This is a genomic window from Streptomyces yaizuensis, from assembly GCF_034961445.1.
In the GTDB taxonomy this organism is placed as follows: Bacteria; Actinomycetota; Actinomycetes; order Streptomycetales; family Streptomycetaceae; genus Streptomyces; species Streptomyces yaizuensis.
This window is the reverse complement of sequence record NZ_BSBI01000017.1, coordinates 1-19,762: the sequence shown is the minus strand read 5'-3', so window position 1 is coordinate 19,762 and position 19,762 is coordinate 1. Positions and strand designations below refer to the sequence as shown.

Here is a 19,762-nt window from a genome sequence, read left to right as displayed (position 1 = left end):
TCACTGCGGACCGGCGCGCTCGCTGCCGATAATCAGGGCGAACGGGGGCACGGTGGCATTCTGGCACACCCCGGTGCGCGAACGGGACGCCCGTCTCACCATCCGGGCGTCGGGGCCGCCCGCACAAAACCCGCCCCGTCAACGTTGACCCGCACAAACCCGCCTCGCCGACGATGACCCGAGCAAAACCAGCCCGTCCGGCGATTGAGGACGGACCAGCAGCTTGCCCCGCCGCACAGGCGAAACGCCCCGCAGCGTGCGGGCCCTCGTCGGGGACCAGTCCCCGAACCCCTGCGCCTCAATCTCCCCCAGACTCCGTCCGGGGGGACCCCCAAGGGGCTGGATTTTGCCGGGTGATCGTCGGCGAGGCTGGTTTTTGTGCGGGTCGGCCCGGCCTCGGGTGGTGGTGCGGGTTGGCGGGGCCTCCGGGCTCACCTCCTCGGGGTCGGCGAGCGTACTCACGAGGTTGTGTGCGGGTCGGGGTCCGCCGATCCCCTGCGGGGGCGACCCTGCACCCCCACCCACGGACCACGCGAAGGCGGACCGTACCCCCGGGCGGGGGAAAGAAGGGTGCGGGACCCCGTACCGACACGGGCCGGGCCACCGGGACCCCGGACGATCGCACCCCACCCGTACCGCCGCAGGCGGACACGCGGGTCAGGCCGTGGCGGACGGAGACCGCTTCCCGGCGGCGGGGGACGGGGTCGGGCGGCCGACCCGGTTGAGGTCGATGTCCCTCGTCTCCCGCATCGTGAGGTAGACGATCAGCGAGACCGCCGCGCACCCCGCGACGTACCAGGAGAAGCCCGACTCGACCCCCCGGTCCTTGAACCAGAGCGCCACATACTCCGCCGTACCACCGAAGAGCGCGTTGGCGATGGCGTACGGAAGGGCCACCCCCAGCGCCCGTACCCCCGTCGGGAACAGCTCCGCCTTCACACAGGCGTTGATCGAGGTGTAGCCGGTGATCACCACCAGGGCGAGCAGCGCGAGGCCGAACGCGGGCCAGAAGGAGCCCGCGTGCCGGAGCAGGGTCATGATCGGGACGGTCAGGAAGGTCGACCCCAGGGCGAAGGTGATCAGCAGGGGGCGGCGGCCGATGCGGTCGGAGAGGGCTCCGGCGAGGGGCTGGAGGCAGGCGAAGACGATCAGGGCGCAGAAGGAGACGAGGGTCGCGGTCTCCTTGGGCAGTCCGGCCGAGTTGGAGAGGTATTTCGTCAGATAGGTGGTGTACGTGTAGTAGGCGACGGTTCCGCCCATGGTGAGGGCGATGACGAGGAACGCCTCGCGTTTGTGGGCCATCAGCGCGCGGATGGTGCCCTTCTCGCCGGCCGGGGTGTCGTCGCCGGACTCCTCGTACACGTCCGTCTCCAGCATGTTGCGGCGGAGGTAGAAGACGACGGCGGCGCCGAGGGCGCCGATGATGAAGGGGATCCGCCAGCCCCAGCTGTGGAGGGCGTCGTCGGACATGGTGCGCTGGAGCACGATCTGGAGGCCGAGGCCGAGGATCTGGCCGACGGTCATGGAGACGTACTGGAAGCTGGAGGCGAGGCCCCGGTTGCGGGGTGCGGACGCCTCGGTGAGGTAGGTGGCGCTGGCGGCGTACTCGCCGCCGACGGAGAGCCCCTGGAGCAGCCGGGCGACGAGGAGGACGGCCGCTCCGCCGTAGCCGGCGACGGAGTAGGTCGGGGCGACGGCGATGAGCAGGGCGGACGCGGACATCAGGGTGACGGTGAGGGTCAGCGCGGTCTTGCGGCCCTTGCGGTCGGCGACCCGGCCGAGGAGCCAGCCGCCGACGGGGCGCATGAAGAAGCCGACGGCGAAGATGCCGGCGGTGTTCATGAGTTTGGCGGTCTCGTTGCCCTCGGGGAAGAAGGCGCCCGCGAAGTAGGTGGCGAAGCTGGCGTAGACGAACCAGTCGAACCACTCGACCATGTTCCCGGCGGAGCCGACCCAGATCTTTTTCCAGTGCTCTCGTCCCATGGGGGACCACCGTGCCGGAGCCGTCGGAAGGCCGACAAGGAGTGGGGCGGCAACGATCGTGAGTACTTGCGTGCGTTGCGTTCCTGTCCTTGTCGGTGCAGGTCACGGCTGTGTCGGGGAGAGGGTTTCGGTGAGGAAGCCGGTGATGTGGGCGAGGGCCCGCTCGCGTCCGGCGCCGGGCAGGCCGACGGCGACGTGGACGCTGAAGCCGTCGAGGAGGGCGCGCAGCCGGGTGGCGTACCGGTCGGGGTCGACGGGCCGGAACTCGCCCCGGGAGATGCCTTCGGCGAGCAGCGCGGCCAGGTCCCGGTGCCAGGCGGCCTCGATCGCGGCCTGGCGTTCGCGGGCGTCGTTCCCGGCGTTCTGGGAGCGGTTCCAGACTTCGAGCCAGAGCGACCAGTGGGGGTCGCGGGGCCCGGTGGGGAGGTAGAGGCCGACGTAGGCGGTGAGCCGTGCGGCGGCGGGTTCGGCCCGGGAGAGGAGGGCGGCGCGTTCGGCTCCGAGCCGGCCCTCGCTCCATTCCAGGGTGCGCAGCAGCAGTTCGTCCTTGGTGCGGAAGTAGTAGAGGAGGTGGCCGCTGCTCATGCCGACCTCGCGGCCGAGTCCGGCCATGGTCAGTGCGTCGAGTCCGCGCGCGGCGATGGTGGCCATGGCGGCGGCGAGCACGGACTCGCGGGGCGGGGCCACGTTGCGGCGGCGGGCGGGCGGGGTCATCGCCGTTCCGCCGCGCCGCCGGACCGGGCCGGGCCCGTCTGATCGGTCATCCGTCTTTTCTACCTGATCTCCGGGCGGGGAGGCGGTGTCAGACCCGGGGTTGCTGCTGGGTGATGCAGTGGATGCCGCCGCCGCCCGCGAAGACGGGCCGGGCGTCGACGAGGACGACCTCGCGGCCGGGGTAGAGCCGGCGGAGCGTCGCGGCGGCCTCCTGGTCGCGGGGGTCGCCGAAGGCGCAGAGGACCACTCCCCCGTTGCAGACGTAGTGGTTGATGTACGAGTAGTCGGCCCATGCTCCGTCGGGGTCGCGGACGGCGGTGGGGGCGGGGATCCCGACCACGTCGAAGGGGCGGCCGCGGGCGTCGGTCTGCTGCCGGAGGTAGGCGATGTTCTCGGCGCAGAGGGCGTGGTCGGGGTGGTCGGGGTCGGGCTGGGTGTGGGCGACGATCACTCCGGGTCCGGCGAAGGCGGCGACGATGTCGATGTGGCCGAGGGTGCCGTAGCCGTCGTAGTCGGCGGTCAGTCCGCGTTTGAGCCAGATGGCCTTGGTGGTGCCGAGGCGGGCGTGGATCTCGGTCTCGACCTCTTCGCGGGTCCAGCCGGGGTTGCGTTCGGGGCCGAGTTGCACGGTCTCGGTGAGCAGGACGGTGCCTTCGCCGTCGACGTGGATGCCGCCGCCCTCGTTGGTGAGGCGGGAGGGGTGGACGGGGGCTCCGGCGAGGTGGGCGATCTCCCGGGCGATGTGCGCGTCGTGCTCCCAGCGGGCCCAGTCCTGGGCGCCCCAGCCGTTGAAGACCCAGTCGACGGCGGCGAGCCGGCTGCCGTCGGTGACGAAGGTGGGGCCGATGTCCCGCATCCAGGCGTCGTCGAGGGGCCGTTCGACGAGGTCGATGCCGGGTCCGAGGAGGGTCCTGGCCTCGTCGGCGCCGCCGGGCGGGACGAGCATCGTCACCGGTTCGAAGCGGCGGACGGTCCGGGCGACCTCGGCCCAGGCGCGGCGGGCGGCGGGCAGGACGTCGGCGGTGAAGGTGGTGTTGGGCGCGGGCCAGGCCATCCAGGTGCGCTCGTGCGGGGCCCATTCGGGCGGCATGCGGAACACGGTCCGGGCTCCTAGAGGAAGTAGAGGCGGTTGAGGGAGACGGTGTCGGCGGGTTCGGAGCGGACGGGGTCGCCGTCGAGGGTGACCAGTCCGGTACGGGGGTCCACGGCCACATCGCCGGTGCGGGAGTTGTGCCGCAGGTCGGCGGGGCCGATGTGCCGGGTGTCGCGGACGGCGACCCGGCGGCGGCGGGTCGGCATGCGGTCGTTTCCGAGGTCGGTGGCGGCCCCGGCGACGAAGGCGACGGAGATCTCGGCGGCGGTGGCCCCGTACGCGCCGAACTGGGGTCCGATGATCAGTGGTTCGCAGGTGTCGGTGGCGGCGCCCGGGTCGCCGGTGACGCCGTACGCGGGGAAGCCGGACTTCAGGACGAGCTGGGGTTTGGCGCCGAAGTACTCGGGGCGCCAGAGCACGATGTCGGCGAGTTTGCCGGTCTCGACGGAGCCGACCTCGTGGGCGAGGCCGTGGGCGATGGCGGGGTTGATGGTGAGTTTGGCGATGTAGCGCAGGACGCGGGCGTTGTCGTCGTGGGGGCCGTCGCCGGGCAGGGGGCCCAGTTCGGCCTTCATCTTCCCGGCCATGGCGAAGGTGCGGCGTACGGTCTCGCCGGCCCGGCCCATGCCCTGGGCGTCGGAGGAGGTGATGCCGATAGCGCCGAGGTCGTGCAGGACGTCCTCCGCGCCCATGGTCCCGGCGCGGATGCGGTCGCGGGCCATGGCGGCGTCGCCGGGGAGGTCGGTCTTCAGATCGTGGACGGAGACGATCATTCCGTAGTGTTCGGCGACCGCGTCCCGGCCGAAGGGGAGGGTGGGGTTGGTGGACGAGCCGATGACGTTCGGGACGCCCGCCATCTTCAGCACGTTGGGGACGTGGCCGCCGCCGCAGCCCTCGATGTGGAACGCGTGGATGGTGCGGCCTTCGAGGACCGCGAGGGTGTCCTCGACCGACAGGCATTCGTTCAGTCCGTCGCTGTGCAGGGCGACCTGTACGTCGTACGCGTCGGCGACCCGGAGCGCGGTGTCGAGGGCGCGGGTGTGGGCGCCCATGTCCTCGTGGACCTTGAAGCCGCAGGCGCCGCCCTCGGCGAGGGCCTCGATCAGGGGGGCGGGGTCGGAGGAGGAGCCCCGGGCGAGGAAGCCGATGTTCACCGGCCAGGCGTCGAAGGCGGAGAAGGCGTGCCGCAGCGCCCACGGGGAGTTGACGCCGACGCCCCAGACCGGGCCGAACTCCTGGCCGATGACGGTGGTGACACCGGAGGCGAGGGAGGCTTCCATGATCCGGGGCGAGAGCAGATGGACATGGGTGTCGATGGCTCCGGCGGTGGCGATCAGGCCCTCGCCGGAGACGATGGTGGTCCCGGTGCCGGTGACGACGTCGACCCCGTCGAGGGTGTCCGGGTTCCCGGCGCGGCCGATGCCGGCGATCCGGCCCTCGCGGATGCCGATGGAGACCTTGCGGATGCCCTGGACGGCGTCGATGACCAGGACGTTGCTGATGACGATGTCGCAGGTGTCGCGGACGGCGGCGGCCTTGAGGTGGAGTCCGTCGCGGGCGGTCTTGCCGAAGCCGGCGAGGAATTCGTCGCCGGGCCGCTGGGAGTCGGACTCGACGCGGAGGACGAGGCCGGTGTCGCCGAGGACGACGCGGTCGCCGGCCCGGGGGCCGTGGACGGCGGCGTAGTCGCGGGGGTCGATCGCGGTCATGACGGCCTCCGGGGGGTGTCGGCGCCGGTACGCGGCGAGGGGGAGTCCCCGCAGCGTGCGCCGTGCCGGGCGGGGGTGCCGGCCCTGCGGGAGAGCAGTCCGGTGGCGGCGGTCAGGGCGGCCACGGCGGTCGCGATCATCAGCAGGGAGAGGCCGGGCAGCGGCTGGGGCTCCGCCGCCCGGTCGGCCGCCGGGGGCCGGGTGGAGACGGCGACGACGGCGATCATCCCGATCATCGGTCCGCCGCCCGGGGCACGTCCGGGGCGGCGCCGAGATAGCCGCAGGCCGCGGCCCGCCGCAGGGCCTCCTCGCGGGCCCCGGGCGCGTCCAGTTCCCCGTCGACGAGCCCGGCGAACCCGATGGCGATCCGGTCGCCGCCGAGGGGGACGAGCCCCACGTCGGTCACCGCGCCCGGGTCGAAGCGGACGGAGGAGCCCGCCGGGACGTGGAGCCGCATCCCGTACGCGGCGCGGCGGTCGAAGTCCAGCCGGGGGTTGGCCTCGAAGAAGTGGAAGTGGGAGGTGACGCTGACGGGTACGGCGGCGGTGTTCCGTACGGTCAGGGTGAGCGCGGGCGCGGTGGGCGGGTCGGCGGGGCCTGGCAGCACCGCGCCGGGCGCCGCGTCGCCGAGGGAGCCGCCGCCGATGGGGTCGGTGACCACGGCGAGCCGGGAGCCGTCGTCGAAGACCGCCTCCACATGGACCTCGGTGACGATGTCGGCGACTCCGGGGAGCACGTCGTCCGGGCCGAGGACGGAGCGGGCCGCCGCCACCGCCTCCGCGAGCCGCCGCCCGTCGCGGGCGGCCTCGCAGACGGTGTCCGCGATCAGCGCGGTGGCCTCCGGGACGTTGAGCCGCAGTCCGCGCGCCCGGCGGGCCCTGGCCAGCTCGGCGGCGCCGAAGAGCAGGAGCCGGTCCCGTTCGGTGGGAGTCAGTCGCACCTCGCCACACCTCCTTTTGAACAGCACTCTAAACCTGGAGCAGGAAGGAGTGAAAGGTATGGGGAGATTTTTTGAGCAATGCTCCAATACTGGGACAGGACCTGGGATGCCGCTTGGTCGCGGACATGCGTACGCCCCCGTCAGCAGCGGAGGACGGGGGCGTACGCGGGAGAAGGCCCGGCGCGGGCCGGGAGGGCGGATCAGCCCAGGTCGTGCATCCAGCCGTGCGCGTCGGCGGCGGCGCCGGTCTGGATGTTCAGCAGGGCCTCGCGCAGCTTCAGGGTCACCGCGCCCGGCTGCCCGTCGCCCTGGGTCCAGTCGCCGCCCGCCGACTTCACGGAGCCGACCGGGGTGATGACGGCCGCCGTGCCGCAGGCGAAGACCTCGGTGAGGGTGCCATTCTCGGTGTCGCGCCGCCACTGCTCGGTGGAGATCCGGCCCTCCTCGGAGGTGTAACCGAGGTCCCGGGCGAGCGTGAGCAGCGAGTCCCGGGTGATGCCGGCGAGGAGGGAGCCGGTCAGCTCCGGTGTGACGATGCGGTCCCCGTACACGAAGTACAGGTTCATCCCGCCCATCTCCTCGACCCAGCGGTGCTCCAGCGCGTCCAGCCAGACGACCTGGTCGCAGCCCTTCTCGGCGGCCTCGGCCTGGGCGAGCAGGGAGGCGGCGTAGTTGCCGCCGGTCTTGGCGAAGCCCATGCCGCCGGGGACGGCGCGGACGTAGTTCTCGGAGAGCCAGACGGAGACCGGCTTGACCCCGCCGGAGAAGTAGGCGGCGGCCGGGGAGGCGATCACGATGAACAGGTACTCGTTGGCCGGGCGGACGCCGAGGCCGACCTCGGTCGCGATCATGAACGGCCGCAGATAGAGCGAGGACTCGCCGCCGTGGGGCGGGACCCACGCGTTGTCCTGGCGCACCAGCGCGTCACAGGCGGCGATGAACAGCTCGTCGGGCAGCTCGGGCATGGCGAGCCGGCGGGCGGAGCGGCGGAAGCGCTCGGCGTTGGCGCCGGGGCGGAAGGTGGCGACCGAGCCGTCGGGCCGGCGGTACGCCTTCAGCCCCTCGAAGATCTCCTGCGCGTAGTGCAGGGTCATGTTGGCGGGGTCGATGGAGAGCGGGGCGTACGGGGTGAGCTGGGCCTCGTGCCAGCCGCGGCCCTCGGTCCACTTGATGGTCACCATGTGGTCGGTGAAGTGGCGGCCGAAGCCGGGGTCGGCCAGGATCGCCGCGCGCTCGGCGTCGGAGAGCGGGTGCGCGGAGGGCTTCAACTCGATCGTGGGCGTCGTCATGAGTGCTCTTGTCCTTCACCGTGTGGATGTGACGGACCGCGCTCACGCCGCTACTGGATCTCGGACGTCCGGACATTCCCGCATGCCACGGCCCGGTTCGATTATCGCTCGAATGTCCCGGCGCAAGAAACAGGGTGGATGGGGTGAAAGCGGTCCCGGTTGGATGGTGGCACCCGGGGCCGTACAGGACGAAACCGCCGGGCGCGTTGGCGACCCGGCGGCTTCGTTTCAGGAGACGTCGGGTCAGCTCGCTACCCGTACCGCGAGCGCGTCGCCGATCTCGTCCGTCGTACGGAACGTGCCGTCGCGGCCCGCCAGGTCGGCGGAGACGGCCTCCTCGATCCGGGCGGCCTCGGCGTCGAAGCCGAGGTGGCGCAGGAGGAGGGCGACGGAGAGGATCGTGGCGGTGGGGTCGGCCTTGCCGGTGCCCGCGATGTCGGGCGCGGAGCCGTGGACCGGCTCGAACATCGACGGGAAGGCGCCCGTCGGGTTGATGTTGCCGGAGGCCGCCAGGCCGATACCGCCGGTCACGGCGGCGGCCAGGTCGGTCAGGATGTCGCCGAAGAGGTTGTCGGTGACGATGACGTCGAAGCGCTCGGGCTGGGTGACGAAGAAGATCGTCGCGGCGTCGACATGCAGATAGTCGGTGGTGACCTGGGGGTACTCCTGGGCCACGCGGTCGAAGACGTTCTTCCAGAGGTGTCCCGCGTAGACGAGGACGTTGTTCTTGTGGACGAGCGTCAGCTTCTTGCGGGGGCGGGCGGCGGCGCGCTCGAAGGCGTCACGGACCACGCGCTCGACACCGTACGCGGTGTTCACGCTGACCTCGGTGGCGACCTCGGCGGGCGTGCCGGTGCGCAGCGAACCGCCGTTGCCCGTGTACGGGCCCTCGGTGCCCTCGCGGACGACGACGAAGTCGATCTCGGGGGTGCCGGCCAGCGGGGTCGAGGTGTTCGGGAACAGCTTCGACGGCCGCAGGTTGATGAAGTGGTCGAAGGCGAACCGCAGCTTGAGCAGCAGCCCGCGCTCCAGCACCCCGGAGGGCACGCCCGGGTCGCCGATGGCGCCGAGCAGGATGGCGTCGTGGCCCTTGAGCGCTTCCAGCTCCGCGTCCGGCAGGGTCTCGCCGGTGCGGTGCCAGCGCTGCGCGCCGAGGTCGTACGGAGTGGTCTCCAGCTTCACGTCCGGCGGGAGGACGGCCGTGAGGACCTTCAGGCCCTGGGCCACGACCTCCTGGCCGATTCCGTCACCGGGGATCACTGCGATATCGAGGCTGCGAGACATGGCGGCACCCTACTCCGCGTCCCAGACCATGAGCAGATGTCGTCCATCATGTGGACGGATTCCGGTCCGGACCCGGGCCTTCCGCCGCAGGCCACCAGCGGTACGGCGCCAGCACTTCGGCCTGCACGGCCCCGGCGGTTCAGCCGGTTCAGCCGGTTCAGCCCGTTCAGCCGGTTCAGCCCGTTCAGCCCGTGAACTCGGCCCGGGTGGGCGCGGGCACCGGCAGCGGGCGGGCCGCCTCGGGCCGCAGACCGTCGAAGACCATCGCGAGGTAGCGCCGCCAGAGCCCGGGGGTCTCGCCGCTCAGGCTCAGCACGGCCTGGGAGGCGGCGCTGAGCAGCAGTACGACATCCAGTCCGGTGACGTCGTCGCGGACCGCCCCCGCCGCCCGCGCCCGCTCCACGAGGACGTCGGCCACGTCGGCGAGGCGTTCCCGGGAGGTCCGCACGGTGGCCTCGCAGCGCGAGAGCGCGGCGGCGGCCTGGCAGAACGAGCGGTCGCGCGCCTGGATCTCCGTACCGATGGTCATGAACTCCAGCAGCGCGGCCCCGGGGTCGGCGGACTCCGCGAGCCGTTCCCCGGCGGCGACCAGCTCTTCCAGGCGGTCGCTGAAGATCTCGGCGAGCAGTTGTTCCTTGGTGTCGAAGTGGCGGAAGACGGTCCCCTTGCCCACCCCGGCCCGCGAGGCGATCCGCGTGATCGACACGTCCATGCCGTTCTCGGCGAACTCGGCGGTCGCGGCGTCCATCAGCAGGCGTCTGTTGCGTACGGCGTCGGCTCTTGTCATGCCTCCCATCCTACCGAAGCGGACCGCGCGGTCAGGTTGTGCTACGGTTCTCAACATGACCGAGCGGTCCGGTTAGCGGAACAACCCCTGTTCCGACCGGCCGGCCGCGTGGCGCGAAGCACCTCAGGGCGGAGCACCACAGGTCCGGACGCGGCCCCGACACCGGGGCCGCGCCCACCGGCCCTCCCCGCCGTGCCCATGCCAGGGCACGGTCCGTACCGACACGGGATCACCCGATCCGGGGAGCGGCAGTACGCAGTGTGAGAGTGAGAGAGGAAACGTCATGGACGTCCGCGGCTACGAGACCGGCCCGATCAAGGCAGAGGCGGCCTTCACCTCCGACTTCCCCCTGGATGACCGCTACTCCACCCAGGACCTGGTCGACATGCTGGAGCGCGAGCGCCCCAACATGGACATCCGCCCCGGCATGCGCCACAAGTACACCCCGCTGCGCTTCGACCCGGCCACCGGCGTCAAGTACATCGGCGGGCGCTACCTCTTCGACACCTGGGAGAACGTCCTCGACTACAACCACTTCACCAACGAGGAGCTCTTCCCGGAGCCCGGCGTGAAGTTCTGGTCGCGCTTCCCCGGTGTGGACAAGCACTACTGGAAGGTCACCGGCGCGCACGACTTCAAGCCGATGGCCACCGCGCACCACATCAACCGGTTCGAGCGCTACTCGTACACCAACGAGAACGTCGAGCAGCTGCTGGCCGAGGTGTACCCGGCGATCCGTGACGAGGCCGAGAAGCAGGGCCTGTCGAGCGTCTGGCTGATGTTCCAGCCGGAGGAGAAGCAGATCGGCATCATCACCGTCGCCGAGAAGTCCGGCGACGCCGACGCGGCCACCGCGATCTCCCAGGGCCTGGCCGACCTGGAGGCGCTGCCCGCCTTCGGCCGCTTCCTGCCCGGGCGGCTCGGCGCCGAGCAGCTCATGGACCGGACCAGCCTGATCATCTCGTCCTGGCTGCCCGAGTCCCGGGCGCTGGGTGGGGCGCACTCGTCCTTCGACGTGTCGCCGCCGCACCCGAAGCCGCAGATCTGATCACCGTCCCGGCTCCCTCCGGGGAACGGGAACGGCATGACGGGCGCCCGGCCGGAACACCCTCACGGTTCCGGCCGGGCGCCCGCGTCGATGGCGGACCGGTCGTTCGCGGACCAGTCCGTCAGATCATGGACCGGTCCGTCAGCCGTGCCCGGCGGGCCGGGCCATGAGGTCCAGGCTCCCGGGTACGGCGGCGAACGCGCGGCCGGTCAGGGCGATCAGCTCCGCGCGGCCCGCGTCCGCCGGCCCCGTCGACCAGGTGTGCAGGGCGCACCGGAACGCAGCCACGGTGATCTCCAGCGCGATCCGCAGCCGGAGTTCGTCCATGCCGGGCCCGTCCGGTCCGCCGTCGTCCGCCGCGAGCGGTCCCAGGCGTACGGAGAGCAGCTCCAGGATGTCGCCGGAGGTCTCGGCGCAGTGCTGGAGGCTGTGCGCCGCCAGCGCCGGGATCCGCTCCACGAGCCGCCGGCTCTCCGCGAACCGGCGCTCCCACTCCTCCCCCATCCGCTCCAGGGCGGTGACCAGGGCCCGGTGCAGGACGCCGAGGACCGGCCCCGACAGCTCGGCCTCCCGGAGCACGTCCAGGAAGGCCGCCCAGAACTCCTTCTCCGGCGCGAGCGCCACGTCCTCCTTGGAAGCGAAGTAGCGGAAGAAGGTCCGCTTGGAGATCTCCACGTCGTCGGTGAGGTCGTCGAGCGTCGTGTGCTCGAAGCCGTCCCGGGCGTACCGGACGAGCGCCGCCTCGACCAGGGCCCGCCGGGTGCGCAGCCGCTTGCGCTCGCGCAGCGGCAGTTCCTTCCCCTCCGGTCCCGGTGTCGTCGCGGTCGCTGTCGTCATACCGGCGAGTGTAGGCAGAACCGCCCCTGGAATACCCAAGCCACCGAGCAGCGTTTGCCTACCATAGGCATGTGCCACTGAGTGACGTTTTCTTGATGTCTCCTTCCGTGGCCCGGCCCGTCCCGCCCCGTTCCAGAGATCAACCGGAGGAATCCCATGCGTGCCCTGATCGTCGACCGCTCCGCCCCGGGGCAGCTGCGTCTCGCCGCGGCTCCCGACCCCGTACCCGCGCCCCACCAGGCACTCGTCCGGGTCACGGCGATCTCGCCCAACCCGGCCGAGTTCCGCTACATCCTTCCGGGCGCACCCGACGGCGCGGTGATCGGCTGGGACGCCGCCGGTGTGATCGAGCGGGCCGCAGCCGACGGCTCGGGCCCGGCGGCCGGCACCCCCGTGACCACGCTCGGCCTCAGCGAGGGCTGGGCGGAGCTGCGGGCCGTCGACACGGCGCTGATCGGCACCGTCCCCGAGGGCGCCGACCTCGGCGAGATGAGCACCCTGCCCGTCTCCGGCGGGACCGCGCTGCGCGCCCTGCGCAGGCTGGGCCCGATCCTGGGCCGGCGGGTCCTGGTCAACGGGGCATCGGGCGCGGTCGGCCGGTTCGCCGTCCAGCTCGCCGCCCGGGGCGGAGCGCGGGTGATCGCGGTCGCCCGGAAGCCGGAGCTGGCGGACGAGCTGCGCGCGCTGGGCGCCCACGAGGTCGTCACCGGCCCCGGCGGGATCACCGCCCGGGTCGACGGCGTGCTCGACCAGGTCGGCGGCCCCGACCTGGCCGCGTACTTCGACGCGCTCGGCGAGGGCGGCACGCTCGTGCTGACGGGTGCGGCCTCCGGCGGCACCACGGCCTTCGCACCGGGCGCCCTGCTCGCCGACCCGACGCGCCAGGACCGCTCGATCGTCACCTTCTTCGAGATGACCGGCGGCGGTATCGACACGGATCTGACCTGGCTCGCCGCCGAGGTGGCCGCCGGGAGGCTGCGGACGCACATCGCGTCGCGCGGCGACTGGACCGACGCCGCCGGCACGCTCGACGCCGTCCGCGAGAGCCGGCTCACCGGAAAGGCCGTTCTGGACCTGTCCTGACGACTCCCCCCGAGCCGACTCACCCGTCCGCGCCGCCGTGACGGCGACGGCCCGGTTCCTCCCGTATCCCACGGACCGGAACCGGGCCCCCCGACCCCTTCCCCTCCCCCGGGGCCCACCCCTGGCGCCCCGCCCCACCGAAAGAACGGACATGACCAGCTACTCCAACGTCCCGCTCGCCGTCCTCGACCTCTCCCCGATCCGCACGGGCCGGCCCGCCGCCGAGGCGCTGGAGAACACCGTCGCGCTGGCCCGCGCCACCGAGGCGTACGGCTACCGCCGCTTCTGGATCTCCGAGCACCACAACACCCCGGCGATGGCCAGCTCCGCGACGTCGATCATCATCGGGCAGGTGGCCGCCGCCACCGAGCGGATCAAGGTCGGCGCGGGCGGCATCATGCTCCCCAACCACGCCCCGTACGTGGTCGCCGAGCAGTTCGGCACCCTGGCCGCGTACCACCCGGACCGGATCGACCTCGGCCTCGGCCGCGCGCCCGGCACCGACCCGTGGACCACGCGCGCCCTGCGCCGCGAGCACGCCAGCGGCGCCGACTTCCCCGAGCAGGTCGCGGAGTTGCGCGGCTACCTCGCACCGGGCAGCGCCCAGCGCAAGGTCCGCGCGATCCCCGGCGAGGGCTCCGGCGTACCCGTCTACATCCTCGGCTCCAGCACCTTCGGCGCGGCCCTCGCCGCCCGCGAGGGACTGCCGTTCGTCTTCGCGTCGCACTTCTCGCCCGACCAGCTCATCCCCGCCCTGGAGCTGTACCGGGCCGGGTTCCGCCCGTCGGCGACGCTGGCGAAGCCGTACGCGATCGTCGCGGCCAACGCGGTCGTCGCCGGCACGGACACCGAAGCCGTACGGATCTTCAGCTCGCTCCAGCAGAAGTTCCTCACGCACTTCCGGGGCGGCATGGAGTTCCTGCCGCCGGTGGACGACATCGACACGCTGTGGGCTCCGCAGGAGGCGCAGATGGTGAACGGGATGCTCGCCGAGTCCTTCGTCGGCACGCCGGACACCGTCCGCCGGGGCCTCGAAGGCCTCGTGGACCGCACGGGCGCCGACGAGCTGATGATCCTCAGCGAGGCGTGGGACTTTGACGCCCGGCTGCGCTCGTACGAACTGCTCGCCAAGGCCTGGAACCTCTGACCCGGCACACTCCCGAAAGGACCCGCCGTGCACGCGCCCGCCGCCCTCTTCGAGCCCACCCGGCTCGGTGACCTCACCCTGCCCAACCGCATGGTCATGGCTCCGATGAGCCGTGCCCGCGCGGAAGCCGACGGCACGCCCGGCGCGCTGATGGCCGACTACTACGCCCAGCGCGCGTCGGCGGGGCTGATCGTGGCCGAGGGCACCCATCCGGTCGCGTCCGGCGCCATCGGCCCCGACGCTCCGGGCCTGTTCACCGACGCGCACCAGGACGGCTGGGCGCGGGTCGCGGACGGGGTGCACGCGGCGGGCGGGCGGATCTTCCTCCAGCTCATGCACGCGGGCCGGCTCGCCCACCCGGACTTCCTGCCCGGGGGGTCGCTGCCGGTGGCCCCCTCGGCGGTGGCCGCCGACACCCTCGTCCACACCCCGGGCGGCCGGGTGCCGGCCGTCACCCCCCGGGCCCTCACCGACGGCGCGATCCGGGAGCTGGTCGACGACTTCGTCCGCTCCGCGTGCCGGGCGGTGGCCGCCGGCCTGGACGGGGTGGAGATCCACGCCGCCAACGGCTATCTGCTCCACCAGTTCCTCGCGGAGAACGCCAACCTCCGCACCGACCGCTGGGGCGGCGACACCGAGGGCCGTATCCGGCTCACCGTCGCGATCACCCGGGCCGTCGCCGACACCGTCGGCGCGCACCGGGTGGGGTTGCGCATCTCGCCGTCGAACCCGTTCGGCGATCTGACGGAGGCCGACCCGTACGGCACGTACACGGCCCTGGCCCGTGCGCTCGCACCGCTGGGGATCGCGTATCTGCACCACGGCGAGACGGGTACGGAACTGGACCCGGCGCTGCGGGAGCTGTGGCCGACGGCGCTGATGGTCACCCCGCTCCCGGCGGACCGCGACAAGCCCCAGGCCGCCGCACACGCCCTCGCCCGGGGCGCGGACCTGGTCTCCTTCGGCCGGGACTTCCTGGCCAACCCGGACCTGGTGGCCCGCTGCCGGATCGGCGCGCCCCTCAACGAGGCGCGGCGGACGGGCTTCTACGGCGGGGGCGCGCGGGGCTACACGGACTATCCGACGCTGACGCCCTGACGCCCCGGCCGCCATGGGCCGGGGGAGCGTGGGCCCTCCTGCCGTGAATCCCCGCCGGGAGGGGGGCTCCTCCCGTTCAATGGACTCGGGGGCCGCACGCGCGGTGCGGCAGGGGGGAGAGACATGAGCGGTGCGGGCGCGGAACCGGCTCCTTCTCCGGGCGGGGCGGCGTCGCGGGGCCGGCGCATCGGGGAGGTGGCGGCGCTGGTCTCGGCGGTCACCGCCGTCCTCGGTCTGCTGCTGGCGGTCTTCGGGATTCCGTCGGTCGGGGGTTCACCGGCCAACCGGACCATCGCCAAGGGGGCCGAGACCTCGCTGGACCCGGCGGGGCCGGCCGCCCCCGCCCCGCCCACACCGACAGCGTCTCGGTCCGCCCCGCCGGCCCCGCCGGTCCTGCCGGTCCCGCCGGTCCTGCCGGTCCTGCCGGTCCCGCCGGGAAAGACCTCTCCGGCCTCGTCCACGCCGACTCGGCCGGGGACTCCCGGGCCCGGTTCACCGACCACCGGGGCGGCCGCCCGGCCACCGGCGTCGCCCCGGCCCGCGCCCCCGGGCTGGCACCGGGTGGCGGCTCCGGGGCTCACAGCGGCCTTCGCCCTGCCCAAGAGCTGGACGCGGACGGTGGACAACGACATCCAGAGCACCTGGCGTTCCCCGGACGGCGTCCACACCATGAGCGTCAAGCGCGACACGACGTATGGGCCGACCGCCCGCGCGGCCGCCACGGGGCAGCCGGCCTGGTACCGCGACACCGCCGAGTCCGCGATGGCCGGCCTCCGGGCCGCCGACCGCACCACCCGGCAGAACGGCCGGGAGGCCGTTCTGCCGGAGATGGACTATCACTGGGCGGAACCAGGCGAACCCCGCAAACGGATCGAGGTCTTCGTGGCAGGCCGGGCGGGCCGTGTCTACCAACTGCTCTTCGACACCGACGCCACCCCCGGGAACCTCGCCGCGCAGCAGCGGCTGTTCTCGACGGCCCGTACCCATCTGCTGATCGATACCGGCGCGACGCCCTCCTGACCCGCGCGGCCGGTCAGCCGGCCGAGCCGCCGTTGTCCCGGCGGTCCAGCGCGCGCTGGAGCGCGGCGGCGGCGTTCTTGCGGTCGGACTCGGCGGTGCGGTGCAGGCGGGCGGCGTGGCGGCGGGCCCGGCGGAGGCTCTCGGCAGACATGGATCGACTCCTCGGAGATCACGGGGGATGTCAAAGGCGCCGGGCTGGGCGGGGGCCCGCGCCGCGGGGGTGGCCCGCATGGCACGGCCGCGCACCGCCATTCGCTGGATCGAGCGAGACGTTCGGCTGCCTTCCACGCTAGGCCAGCGGGGTCCCGCTGTCTCCCCAACTAGTCGGACTTCCTACTATCTGAGACGCAGATCATGAAACCACCTGGTGGGAAGGGATGCCCGGGATCCGCCGATCGGGCGAGGGCGTGCCGCTCGGAGCACGCCGCTCAGAGAACGTCGCCGTCCCGCCAGTCGAAGGCCAGGGCCCCGCCCGCCGGGGCCGCGCCCCAGACGAAGGTGGAGTCCTCCTCGTCCGGGAGGTGGACGATCCCCTCCGGCCCGATGCCCTCGATCCGCCCCTCCCACAGCCGCCATCCGCGCGCCCGGTAGAGCGTGGCGCCGGCGTCGGACGCGGAGAGCGCGCCGAAGTCGTACGCCCGCTCGATGATCTCCTCCAGCGCGCCCATGACCAGGCCGCCGATCCCCTGCCGCCGCCGGTCCGCCGACACGGCCACGGCTTCCACGTACCCGACCCGGTGGAACCGCCCACCGGCCCGCACCCGGCGCATGACGACACTGCCGTGGCCGGCGATCCGCCCTTCGGCGTCCCGGACGAGGGCGTGCATCCCGCCGAGGCCGTGTTCGAAGTCGTCGTCGCTGAAGTCTCCGTCGAAGGAGTCGCGCAGGAAGGTCCGGATTCTGTCGAGCCCTTCGGGGGTGAGCTGGGAGGTGTGGACGGTACGGAGTGCGTCGGTCATGTTCCGAGCCTGGCAGGACCGGTTCCCCGTTCCCACCGAATTCACGGTCCCCGCACCACTGTGTGCGATGGTGGCAGGGTGACCCTGGAAGACCTCGTCCGGCTGCGGCAGGCCCGTGACCTCATGGATCGCGACTACGCGAAACCCCTCGACGTCCCGGCCCTGGCCCGCTTCGCCCTCATGTCGGCGGGCCACTTCTCCCGCAGCTTCCGCGCCGCCTTCGGGGAGACCCCGTACAACTACCTCATGACCCGGCGGATCGAACGCGCCAAGGCCCTGCTGCGGCGGGGCGACCTGTCGGTGACGGATGTCTGCTTCGCGGTCGGCTGTACGTCCCTGGGGTCGTTCAGCTCGCGCTTCACGGAACTGGTCGGCGAGAGCCCGAGCGCGTACCGCGCCCGCGGCCATGACGAGGGCGCCGCCGTCCCGGCCTGCTACGCCAAGATCTACACGCGACCGGTCAGGATCGGAGAAGCGAAAGCCACGCCCGGTGCGTAGCGTGAAACGCATGGACATCAAGCTCTCGCAGTGCTTCATCGCCGTCGACGACCACGACAAGGCGCTCCCCTTCTACCGCGACGTCCTGGGCCTGGAGGTCCGCAACGACGTCGGCTGGGAGGGCATGCGCTGGGTGACCCTCGGCGCCCCCTCGCAGCCCGATGTGAGCGTGGTCCTCGAACCGCCGCTGGCCGACCCGAACGCCTCCCCCGCCGACAAGCAGGCGATGTCCGAGCTGCTGGCGAAGGGCCTGCTGCGCGGTGTCATCTTCACCAGCCAGGACGTCGACGCGACCTTCGAACGCATCCGCGCGGCGGGCGGCGACGTCCTCCAGGAGCCGGTGGACCAGCCGTACGGCGTCCGTGACTGCGCCTTCCGCGACCCGGCGGGGAACATGCTGCGCTTCGTCCAGTCCTGAGGCGGGCGGGCGGGTCCCGCACGGGGGTCGGGGCCCGCCGACGGACGTAGCCGGCTCGCGTTCCAGGACACGTCGACGCCGCGGCGGTCCGGGCCGGTCCGGGCCTCTGAGCGGTTTCCGGGTGGCCGACCACGGGCTGACGCTTCCCGCTCACGAAGCCCTGGTGGAAATCCCCGTCGAACTCATTCGAAAGGCCATTCGTGACAACCTCTTCTAAGACAGTCGGCGACTGGTTCGACGACTTCGCGCGGGAAGCCTTCCGGCTGGAGACGCTGGACGACTACAGCCGGTCCGGGGGCGTCGACGCCTACCAGGCTTTCCTCGCGGGCAAGCCCCAGCCCGAAGGGTTCGCGACGGCCGACTGGGTGACCACGGTCGGCAATGCGACCCGGTCGGGGAAGCGCATGTACCGGGTCCACGTCCTGGCCCGCCCGCTCACACCGTACCTGCGGTTCGAGCTGTCCTGGGGCTACCGCCGGAACATGACGGCCGGCGAGGAGTTCTTCATCCTGGACACCACGCACCAGGAGAATCCGATCCCGGACGCCCCGGACTTCTGGCTCTTCGACGAGAGCGTCATCAGCGCCATGAACTACGACGGCGCAGGCAAGTACATCGGCTCCGACTTCCTGACGGAGGACCAGTTGTCCAGGTTCCTGGAGTACCGGGACACGGCGATGGCACGGGCTGTGCCGTTCGCCGATTGGTGGGCACAGTACGGCGATTGACTCCTCCCCTCCCTGAAGGGAGGGGATTCCTAGCTCACTTCGCCTGGCCGCCAGCAGCGGGCAGGGCTTACAAGATCAGCACTAGCCGGGTTGAGACCAGCCCGGACAAGCATCACGCGGGCGGAGTTCTTGTCCCTGGGGGACCTCGCTCCGCACGCGGTGCACGTATACGTTCTCTCAGAGAGAGGGAGCGCGTGCTTGGCTCTCGCTCCGCACTGTGCGCAGTCCATGGTGGTGTGCGCGGGGTGGACCAGGTGCACGGTCCGGCCGTGCTTGCGGCCCATCTCGATCAGGGCCGTCTTGGTCGCGCCGATCGCGGCGTCCGCCGCCTTGCGGGCCATGGTGGTCTTCGCGAGGAACTTCGGCCGGAAGTCCTCCACCGCGAGGTGGTCGAAGTCCCGGACGACTCGCTTGGCCCACTTGCGGCCGGTGTCCTGCCGCTACCGGGCGAGCTTCTTGGACACCTTCGCGGCTGCCCTGCGGGCCTTGCGGTAGCCAGCGGTGTCGGGCCGGTTCTTCGGGGTCCGGCGCCGGGCCATCATCCGCTGGTACTTCGCCAGCTTTGCGGCAGCCGTCTTCCCGTGCTGGGCATGCGGCAGGTCGTGGGCGTCTGAGGTGGTGGTGGCGGTCTCCTTGACGCCCCAGTCGATGCCGATGTTCCTGCCGGTCTCCGGCAGGACCTCGGTCACTGTGGCCACGACGAAGGAGCAGTACCAGTGTCCGAGGCTGTCGCGGTACACGCGCACCGACGACGGCGGCTTGGGCAGCTCACGCGACCACACCACCGTCAGCACGATCCCGCCCGCTAGGCCGTCTCTTACGGATCTTGCTGGGGCTCGCGTGCCCTGGCACCGCACCTCGCCGCGTTGTCGTCAATCGCCGATGGCCCCCTGGGCCTGGCGGCCCGGGAGGTACCCCCACCGCATGGACTCATTCCTCCGCCTTGCGATGCACGGCACCAGACCCCGCTCCCTCACCCAGCCTGATCCGTAAGAAACGACCTAGTGACCTGAGTCGGAGATTCGTCGGCAGTAGTGGGCGACTTTGTCGAGGATCTCGTCGGCGGTCTTGGTCCAGATGAACGGTCTGGGGTGTTCGTTCCAGTCGGTGAGCCAGGTGCGGATGTC

At 72.1% G+C, this 19,762-nt stretch carries 20 protein-coding genes and 2 pseudogenes; 8 read left to right on the top strand and 14 right to left on the bottom strand.

Features of this window, described 5'->3' with window-relative positions; genetic code table 11:
• Nucleotides 1-657 precede the first annotated feature (657 nt).
• From SYYSPA8_RS31895 to SYYSPA8_RS31855, 9 genes are all read right to left on the bottom strand, one after another.
• A complete protein-coding gene (locus SYYSPA8_RS31895; protein WP_323450901.1) occupies nucleotides 658-1,983 on the bottom strand; it encodes an MFS transporter in 1,326 nt (441 codons plus the stop codon).
• Nucleotides 1,984-2,085: 102 nt separating this feature from the next.
• A complete protein-coding gene (locus tag SYYSPA8_RS31890; RefSeq protein WP_323450900.1) occupies nucleotides 2,086-2,697 on the bottom strand; it encodes a TetR/AcrR family transcriptional regulator in 612 nt (203 codons plus the stop codon).
• Nucleotides 2,698-2,785: 88 nt separating this feature from the next.
• The gene (locus SYYSPA8_RS31885) at nucleotides 2,786-3,787 is read right to left on the bottom strand and encodes an agmatine deiminase family protein (protein WP_323450899.1); all 1,002 of its coding nucleotides are present in this window, start codon (nucleotides 3,785-3,787) and stop codon (nucleotides 2,786-2,788) included.
• Nucleotides 3,788-3,807: 20 nt separating this feature from the next.
• Nucleotides 3,808-5,499 (bottom strand): urease subunit alpha, encoded by a 1,692-nt coding sequence (locus tag SYYSPA8_RS31880; RefSeq protein WP_323450898.1) that lies wholly within the window; start codon nucleotides 5,497-5,499, stop codon nucleotides 3,808-3,810.
• Entirely contained in the window at nucleotides 5,496-5,735 is a 240-nt protein-coding gene (locus SYYSPA8_RS31875; RefSeq protein WP_323450897.1) for a hypothetical protein, read from the bottom strand. Before SYYSPA8_RS31875 ends, SYYSPA8_RS31880 begins: the two co-directional genes overlap by 4 nt.
• Nucleotides 5,732-6,439, bottom strand: coding sequence for an urease subunit gamma (ureA, locus tag SYYSPA8_RS31870; RefSeq protein ID WP_323450896.1), 708 nt, complete (start codon nucleotides 6,437-6,439; stop codon nucleotides 5,732-5,734). Before ureA ends, SYYSPA8_RS31875 begins: the two co-directional genes overlap by 4 nt.
• A 200-nt stretch (nucleotides 6,440-6,639) precedes the next feature.
• A complete protein-coding gene (locus SYYSPA8_RS31865) occupies nucleotides 6,640-7,728 on the bottom strand; it encodes a branched-chain amino acid aminotransferase (RefSeq protein WP_323450895.1) in 1,089 nt (362 codons plus the stop codon).
• 243 nt (nucleotides 7,729-7,971) lie between these two features.
• A complete protein-coding gene (locus SYYSPA8_RS31860) occupies nucleotides 7,972-9,012 on the bottom strand; it encodes a 3-isopropylmalate dehydrogenase (protein ID WP_323450894.1) in 1,041 nt (346 codons plus the stop codon).
• A gap of 184 nt (nucleotides 9,013-9,196) precedes the next feature.
• On the bottom strand, nucleotides 9,197-9,799 hold the full coding sequence (locus SYYSPA8_RS31855) for a TetR/AcrR family transcriptional regulator (RefSeq protein WP_323450893.1): 603 nt from the start codon (nucleotides 9,797-9,799) through the stop codon (nucleotides 9,197-9,199).
• Nucleotides 9,800-10,082: 283 nt separating this feature from the next.
• On the opposite strand from SYYSPA8_RS31855, the gene SYYSPA8_RS31850 reads away from it, so the two are divergent.
• A complete protein-coding gene (locus SYYSPA8_RS31850; RefSeq protein WP_323450892.1) occupies nucleotides 10,083-10,847 on the top strand; it encodes a hypothetical protein in 765 nt (254 codons plus the stop codon).
• Between the two features lie 141 nt (nucleotides 10,848-10,988).
• Here SYYSPA8_RS31850 and SYYSPA8_RS31845 read toward each other — a convergent pair whose 3' ends face one another.
• Nucleotides 10,989-11,684: a TetR family transcriptional regulator gene (locus SYYSPA8_RS31845; protein WP_323450891.1), complete on the bottom strand. Its 696-nt coding sequence runs from the start codon at nucleotides 11,682-11,684 to the stop codon at nucleotides 10,989-10,991.
• Between the two features lie 156 nt (nucleotides 11,685-11,840).
• Here SYYSPA8_RS31845 and SYYSPA8_RS31840 point away from each other — a divergent pair, with 156 nt between their 5' ends.
• The 4 genes from SYYSPA8_RS31840 to SYYSPA8_RS31825 all read left to right on the top strand — a co-directional run bounded on the left by SYYSPA8_RS31840 (nucleotide 11,841) and on the right by SYYSPA8_RS31825 (nucleotide 16,032).
• A complete protein-coding gene (locus SYYSPA8_RS31840) occupies nucleotides 11,841-12,767 on the top strand; it encodes a zinc-binding dehydrogenase (protein WP_323450890.1) in 927 nt (308 codons plus the stop codon).
• Nucleotides 12,768-12,918: 151 nt separating this feature from the next.
• Nucleotides 12,919-13,914, top strand: coding sequence for an LLM class flavin-dependent oxidoreductase (locus SYYSPA8_RS31835; RefSeq protein ID WP_323450889.1), 996 nt, complete (start codon nucleotides 12,919-12,921; stop codon nucleotides 13,912-13,914).
• A 27-nt stretch (nucleotides 13,915-13,941) separates the two neighbouring features.
• A complete protein-coding gene (locus SYYSPA8_RS31830; RefSeq protein WP_323450888.1) occupies nucleotides 13,942-15,012 on the top strand; it encodes an alkene reductase in 1,071 nt (356 codons plus the stop codon).
• 123 nt (nucleotides 15,013-15,135) lie between these two features.
• On the top strand, nucleotides 15,136-16,032 hold the full coding sequence (locus tag SYYSPA8_RS31825) for a hypothetical protein (protein ID WP_323450887.1): 897 nt from the start codon (nucleotides 15,136-15,138) through the stop codon (nucleotides 16,030-16,032).
• 13 nt (nucleotides 16,033-16,045) lie between these two features.
• Here SYYSPA8_RS31825 and SYYSPA8_RS31820 read toward each other — a convergent pair whose 3' ends face one another.
• Nucleotides 16,046-16,183, bottom strand: a complete 138-nt coding sequence (locus SYYSPA8_RS31820; protein ID WP_323450886.1) for a hypothetical protein — start codon at nucleotides 16,181-16,183, stop codon at nucleotides 16,046-16,048.
• Nucleotides 16,184-16,460: 277 nt separating this feature from the next.
• Complete coding sequence (locus SYYSPA8_RS31815) at nucleotides 16,461-16,991, bottom strand: GNAT family N-acetyltransferase (RefSeq protein WP_323450885.1); 531 nt, start codon at nucleotides 16,989-16,991, stop codon at nucleotides 16,461-16,463.
• 78 nt (nucleotides 16,992-17,069) lie between these two features.
• On the opposite strand from SYYSPA8_RS31815, the gene SYYSPA8_RS31810 reads away from it, so the two are divergent.
• The 3 genes from SYYSPA8_RS31810 to SYYSPA8_RS31800 all read left to right on the top strand — a co-directional run bounded on the left by SYYSPA8_RS31810 (nucleotide 17,070) and on the right by SYYSPA8_RS31800 (nucleotide 18,635).
• The gene (locus SYYSPA8_RS31810; protein WP_323450884.1) at nucleotides 17,070-17,489 is read left to right on the top strand and encodes a helix-turn-helix transcriptional regulator; all 420 of its coding nucleotides are present in this window, start codon (nucleotides 17,070-17,072) and stop codon (nucleotides 17,487-17,489) included.
• A gap of 10 nt (nucleotides 17,490-17,499) precedes the next feature.
• The gene (locus tag SYYSPA8_RS31805) at nucleotides 17,500-17,907 is read left to right on the top strand and encodes a VOC family protein (protein WP_323450883.1); all 408 of its coding nucleotides are present in this window, start codon (nucleotides 17,500-17,502) and stop codon (nucleotides 17,905-17,907) included.
• A 200-nt stretch (nucleotides 17,908-18,107) separates the two neighbouring features.
• Complete coding sequence (locus SYYSPA8_RS31800; RefSeq protein ID WP_323450882.1) at nucleotides 18,108-18,635, top strand: DUF6879 family protein; 528 nt, start codon at nucleotides 18,108-18,110, stop codon at nucleotides 18,633-18,635.
• A gap of 29 nt (nucleotides 18,636-18,664) precedes the next feature.
• Here SYYSPA8_RS31800 and SYYSPA8_RS31795 read toward each other — a convergent pair.
• Nucleotides 18,665-19,450: pseudogene (locus SYYSPA8_RS31795) on the bottom strand (RNA-guided endonuclease InsQ/TnpB family protein); the annotation flags it as partial.
• A 186-nt stretch (nucleotides 19,451-19,636) separates the two neighbouring features.
• Nucleotides 19,637-19,762: pseudogene (locus SYYSPA8_RS31790) on the bottom strand (IS630 family transposase); the annotation flags it as partial.

Coding starts and splice junctions, on each gene's coding strand:
- SYYSPA8_RS31895 (WP_323450901.1), bottom strand. CDS start 1,983: ATGGGACGAGAGCACTGGAAAAAGATCTGGGTCGGCTCCGCCGGGAAC.
- SYYSPA8_RS31890 (WP_323450900.1), bottom strand. CDS start 2,697: ATGACCCCGCCCGCCCGCCGCCGCAACGTGGCCCCGCCCCGCGAGTCC.
- SYYSPA8_RS31885 (WP_323450899.1), bottom strand. CDS start 3,787: ATGCCGCCCGAATGGGCCCCGCACGAGCGCACCTGGATGGCCTGGCCC.
- SYYSPA8_RS31880 (WP_323450898.1), bottom strand. CDS start 5,499: ATGACCGCGATCGACCCCCGCGACTACGCCGCCGTCCACGGCCCCCGG.
- SYYSPA8_RS31875 (WP_323450897.1), bottom strand. CDS start 5,735: ATGATCGGGATGATCGCCGTCGTCGCCGTCTCCACCCGGCCCCCGGCG.
- SYYSPA8_RS31865 (WP_323450895.1), bottom strand. CDS start 7,728: ATGACGACGCCCACGATCGAGTTGAAGCCCTCCGCGCACCCGCTCTCC.
- SYYSPA8_RS31860 (WP_323450894.1), bottom strand. CDS start 9,012: ATGTCTCGCAGCCTCGATATCGCAGTGATCCCCGGTGACGGAATCGGC.
- SYYSPA8_RS31855 (WP_323450893.1), bottom strand. CDS start 9,799: ATGACAAGAGCCGACGCCGTACGCAACAGACGCCTGCTGATGGACGCC.
- SYYSPA8_RS31850 (WP_323450892.1), top strand. CDS start 10,083: ATGGACGTCCGCGGCTACGAGACCGGCCCGATCAAGGCAGAGGCGGCC.
- SYYSPA8_RS31845 (WP_323450891.1), bottom strand. CDS start 11,684: ATGACGACAGCGACCGCGACGACACCGGGACCGGAGGGGAAGGAACTG.
- SYYSPA8_RS31840 (WP_323450890.1), top strand. CDS start 11,841: ATGCGTGCCCTGATCGTCGACCGCTCCGCCCCGGGGCAGCTGCGTCTC.
- SYYSPA8_RS31835 (WP_323450889.1), top strand. CDS start 12,919: ATGACCAGCTACTCCAACGTCCCGCTCGCCGTCCTCGACCTCTCCCCG.
- SYYSPA8_RS31825 (WP_323450887.1), top strand. CDS start 15,136: ATGAGCGGTGCGGGCGCGGAACCGGCTCCTTCTCCGGGCGGGGCGGCG.
- SYYSPA8_RS31820 (WP_323450886.1), bottom strand. CDS start 16,183: ATGTCTGCCGAGAGCCTCCGCCGGGCCCGCCGCCACGCCGCCCGCCTG.
- SYYSPA8_RS31815 (WP_323450885.1), bottom strand. CDS start 16,991: ATGACCGACGCACTCCGTACCGTCCACACCTCCCAGCTCACCCCCGAA.
- SYYSPA8_RS31805 (WP_323450883.1), top strand. CDS start 17,500: ATGGACATCAAGCTCTCGCAGTGCTTCATCGCCGTCGACGACCACGAC.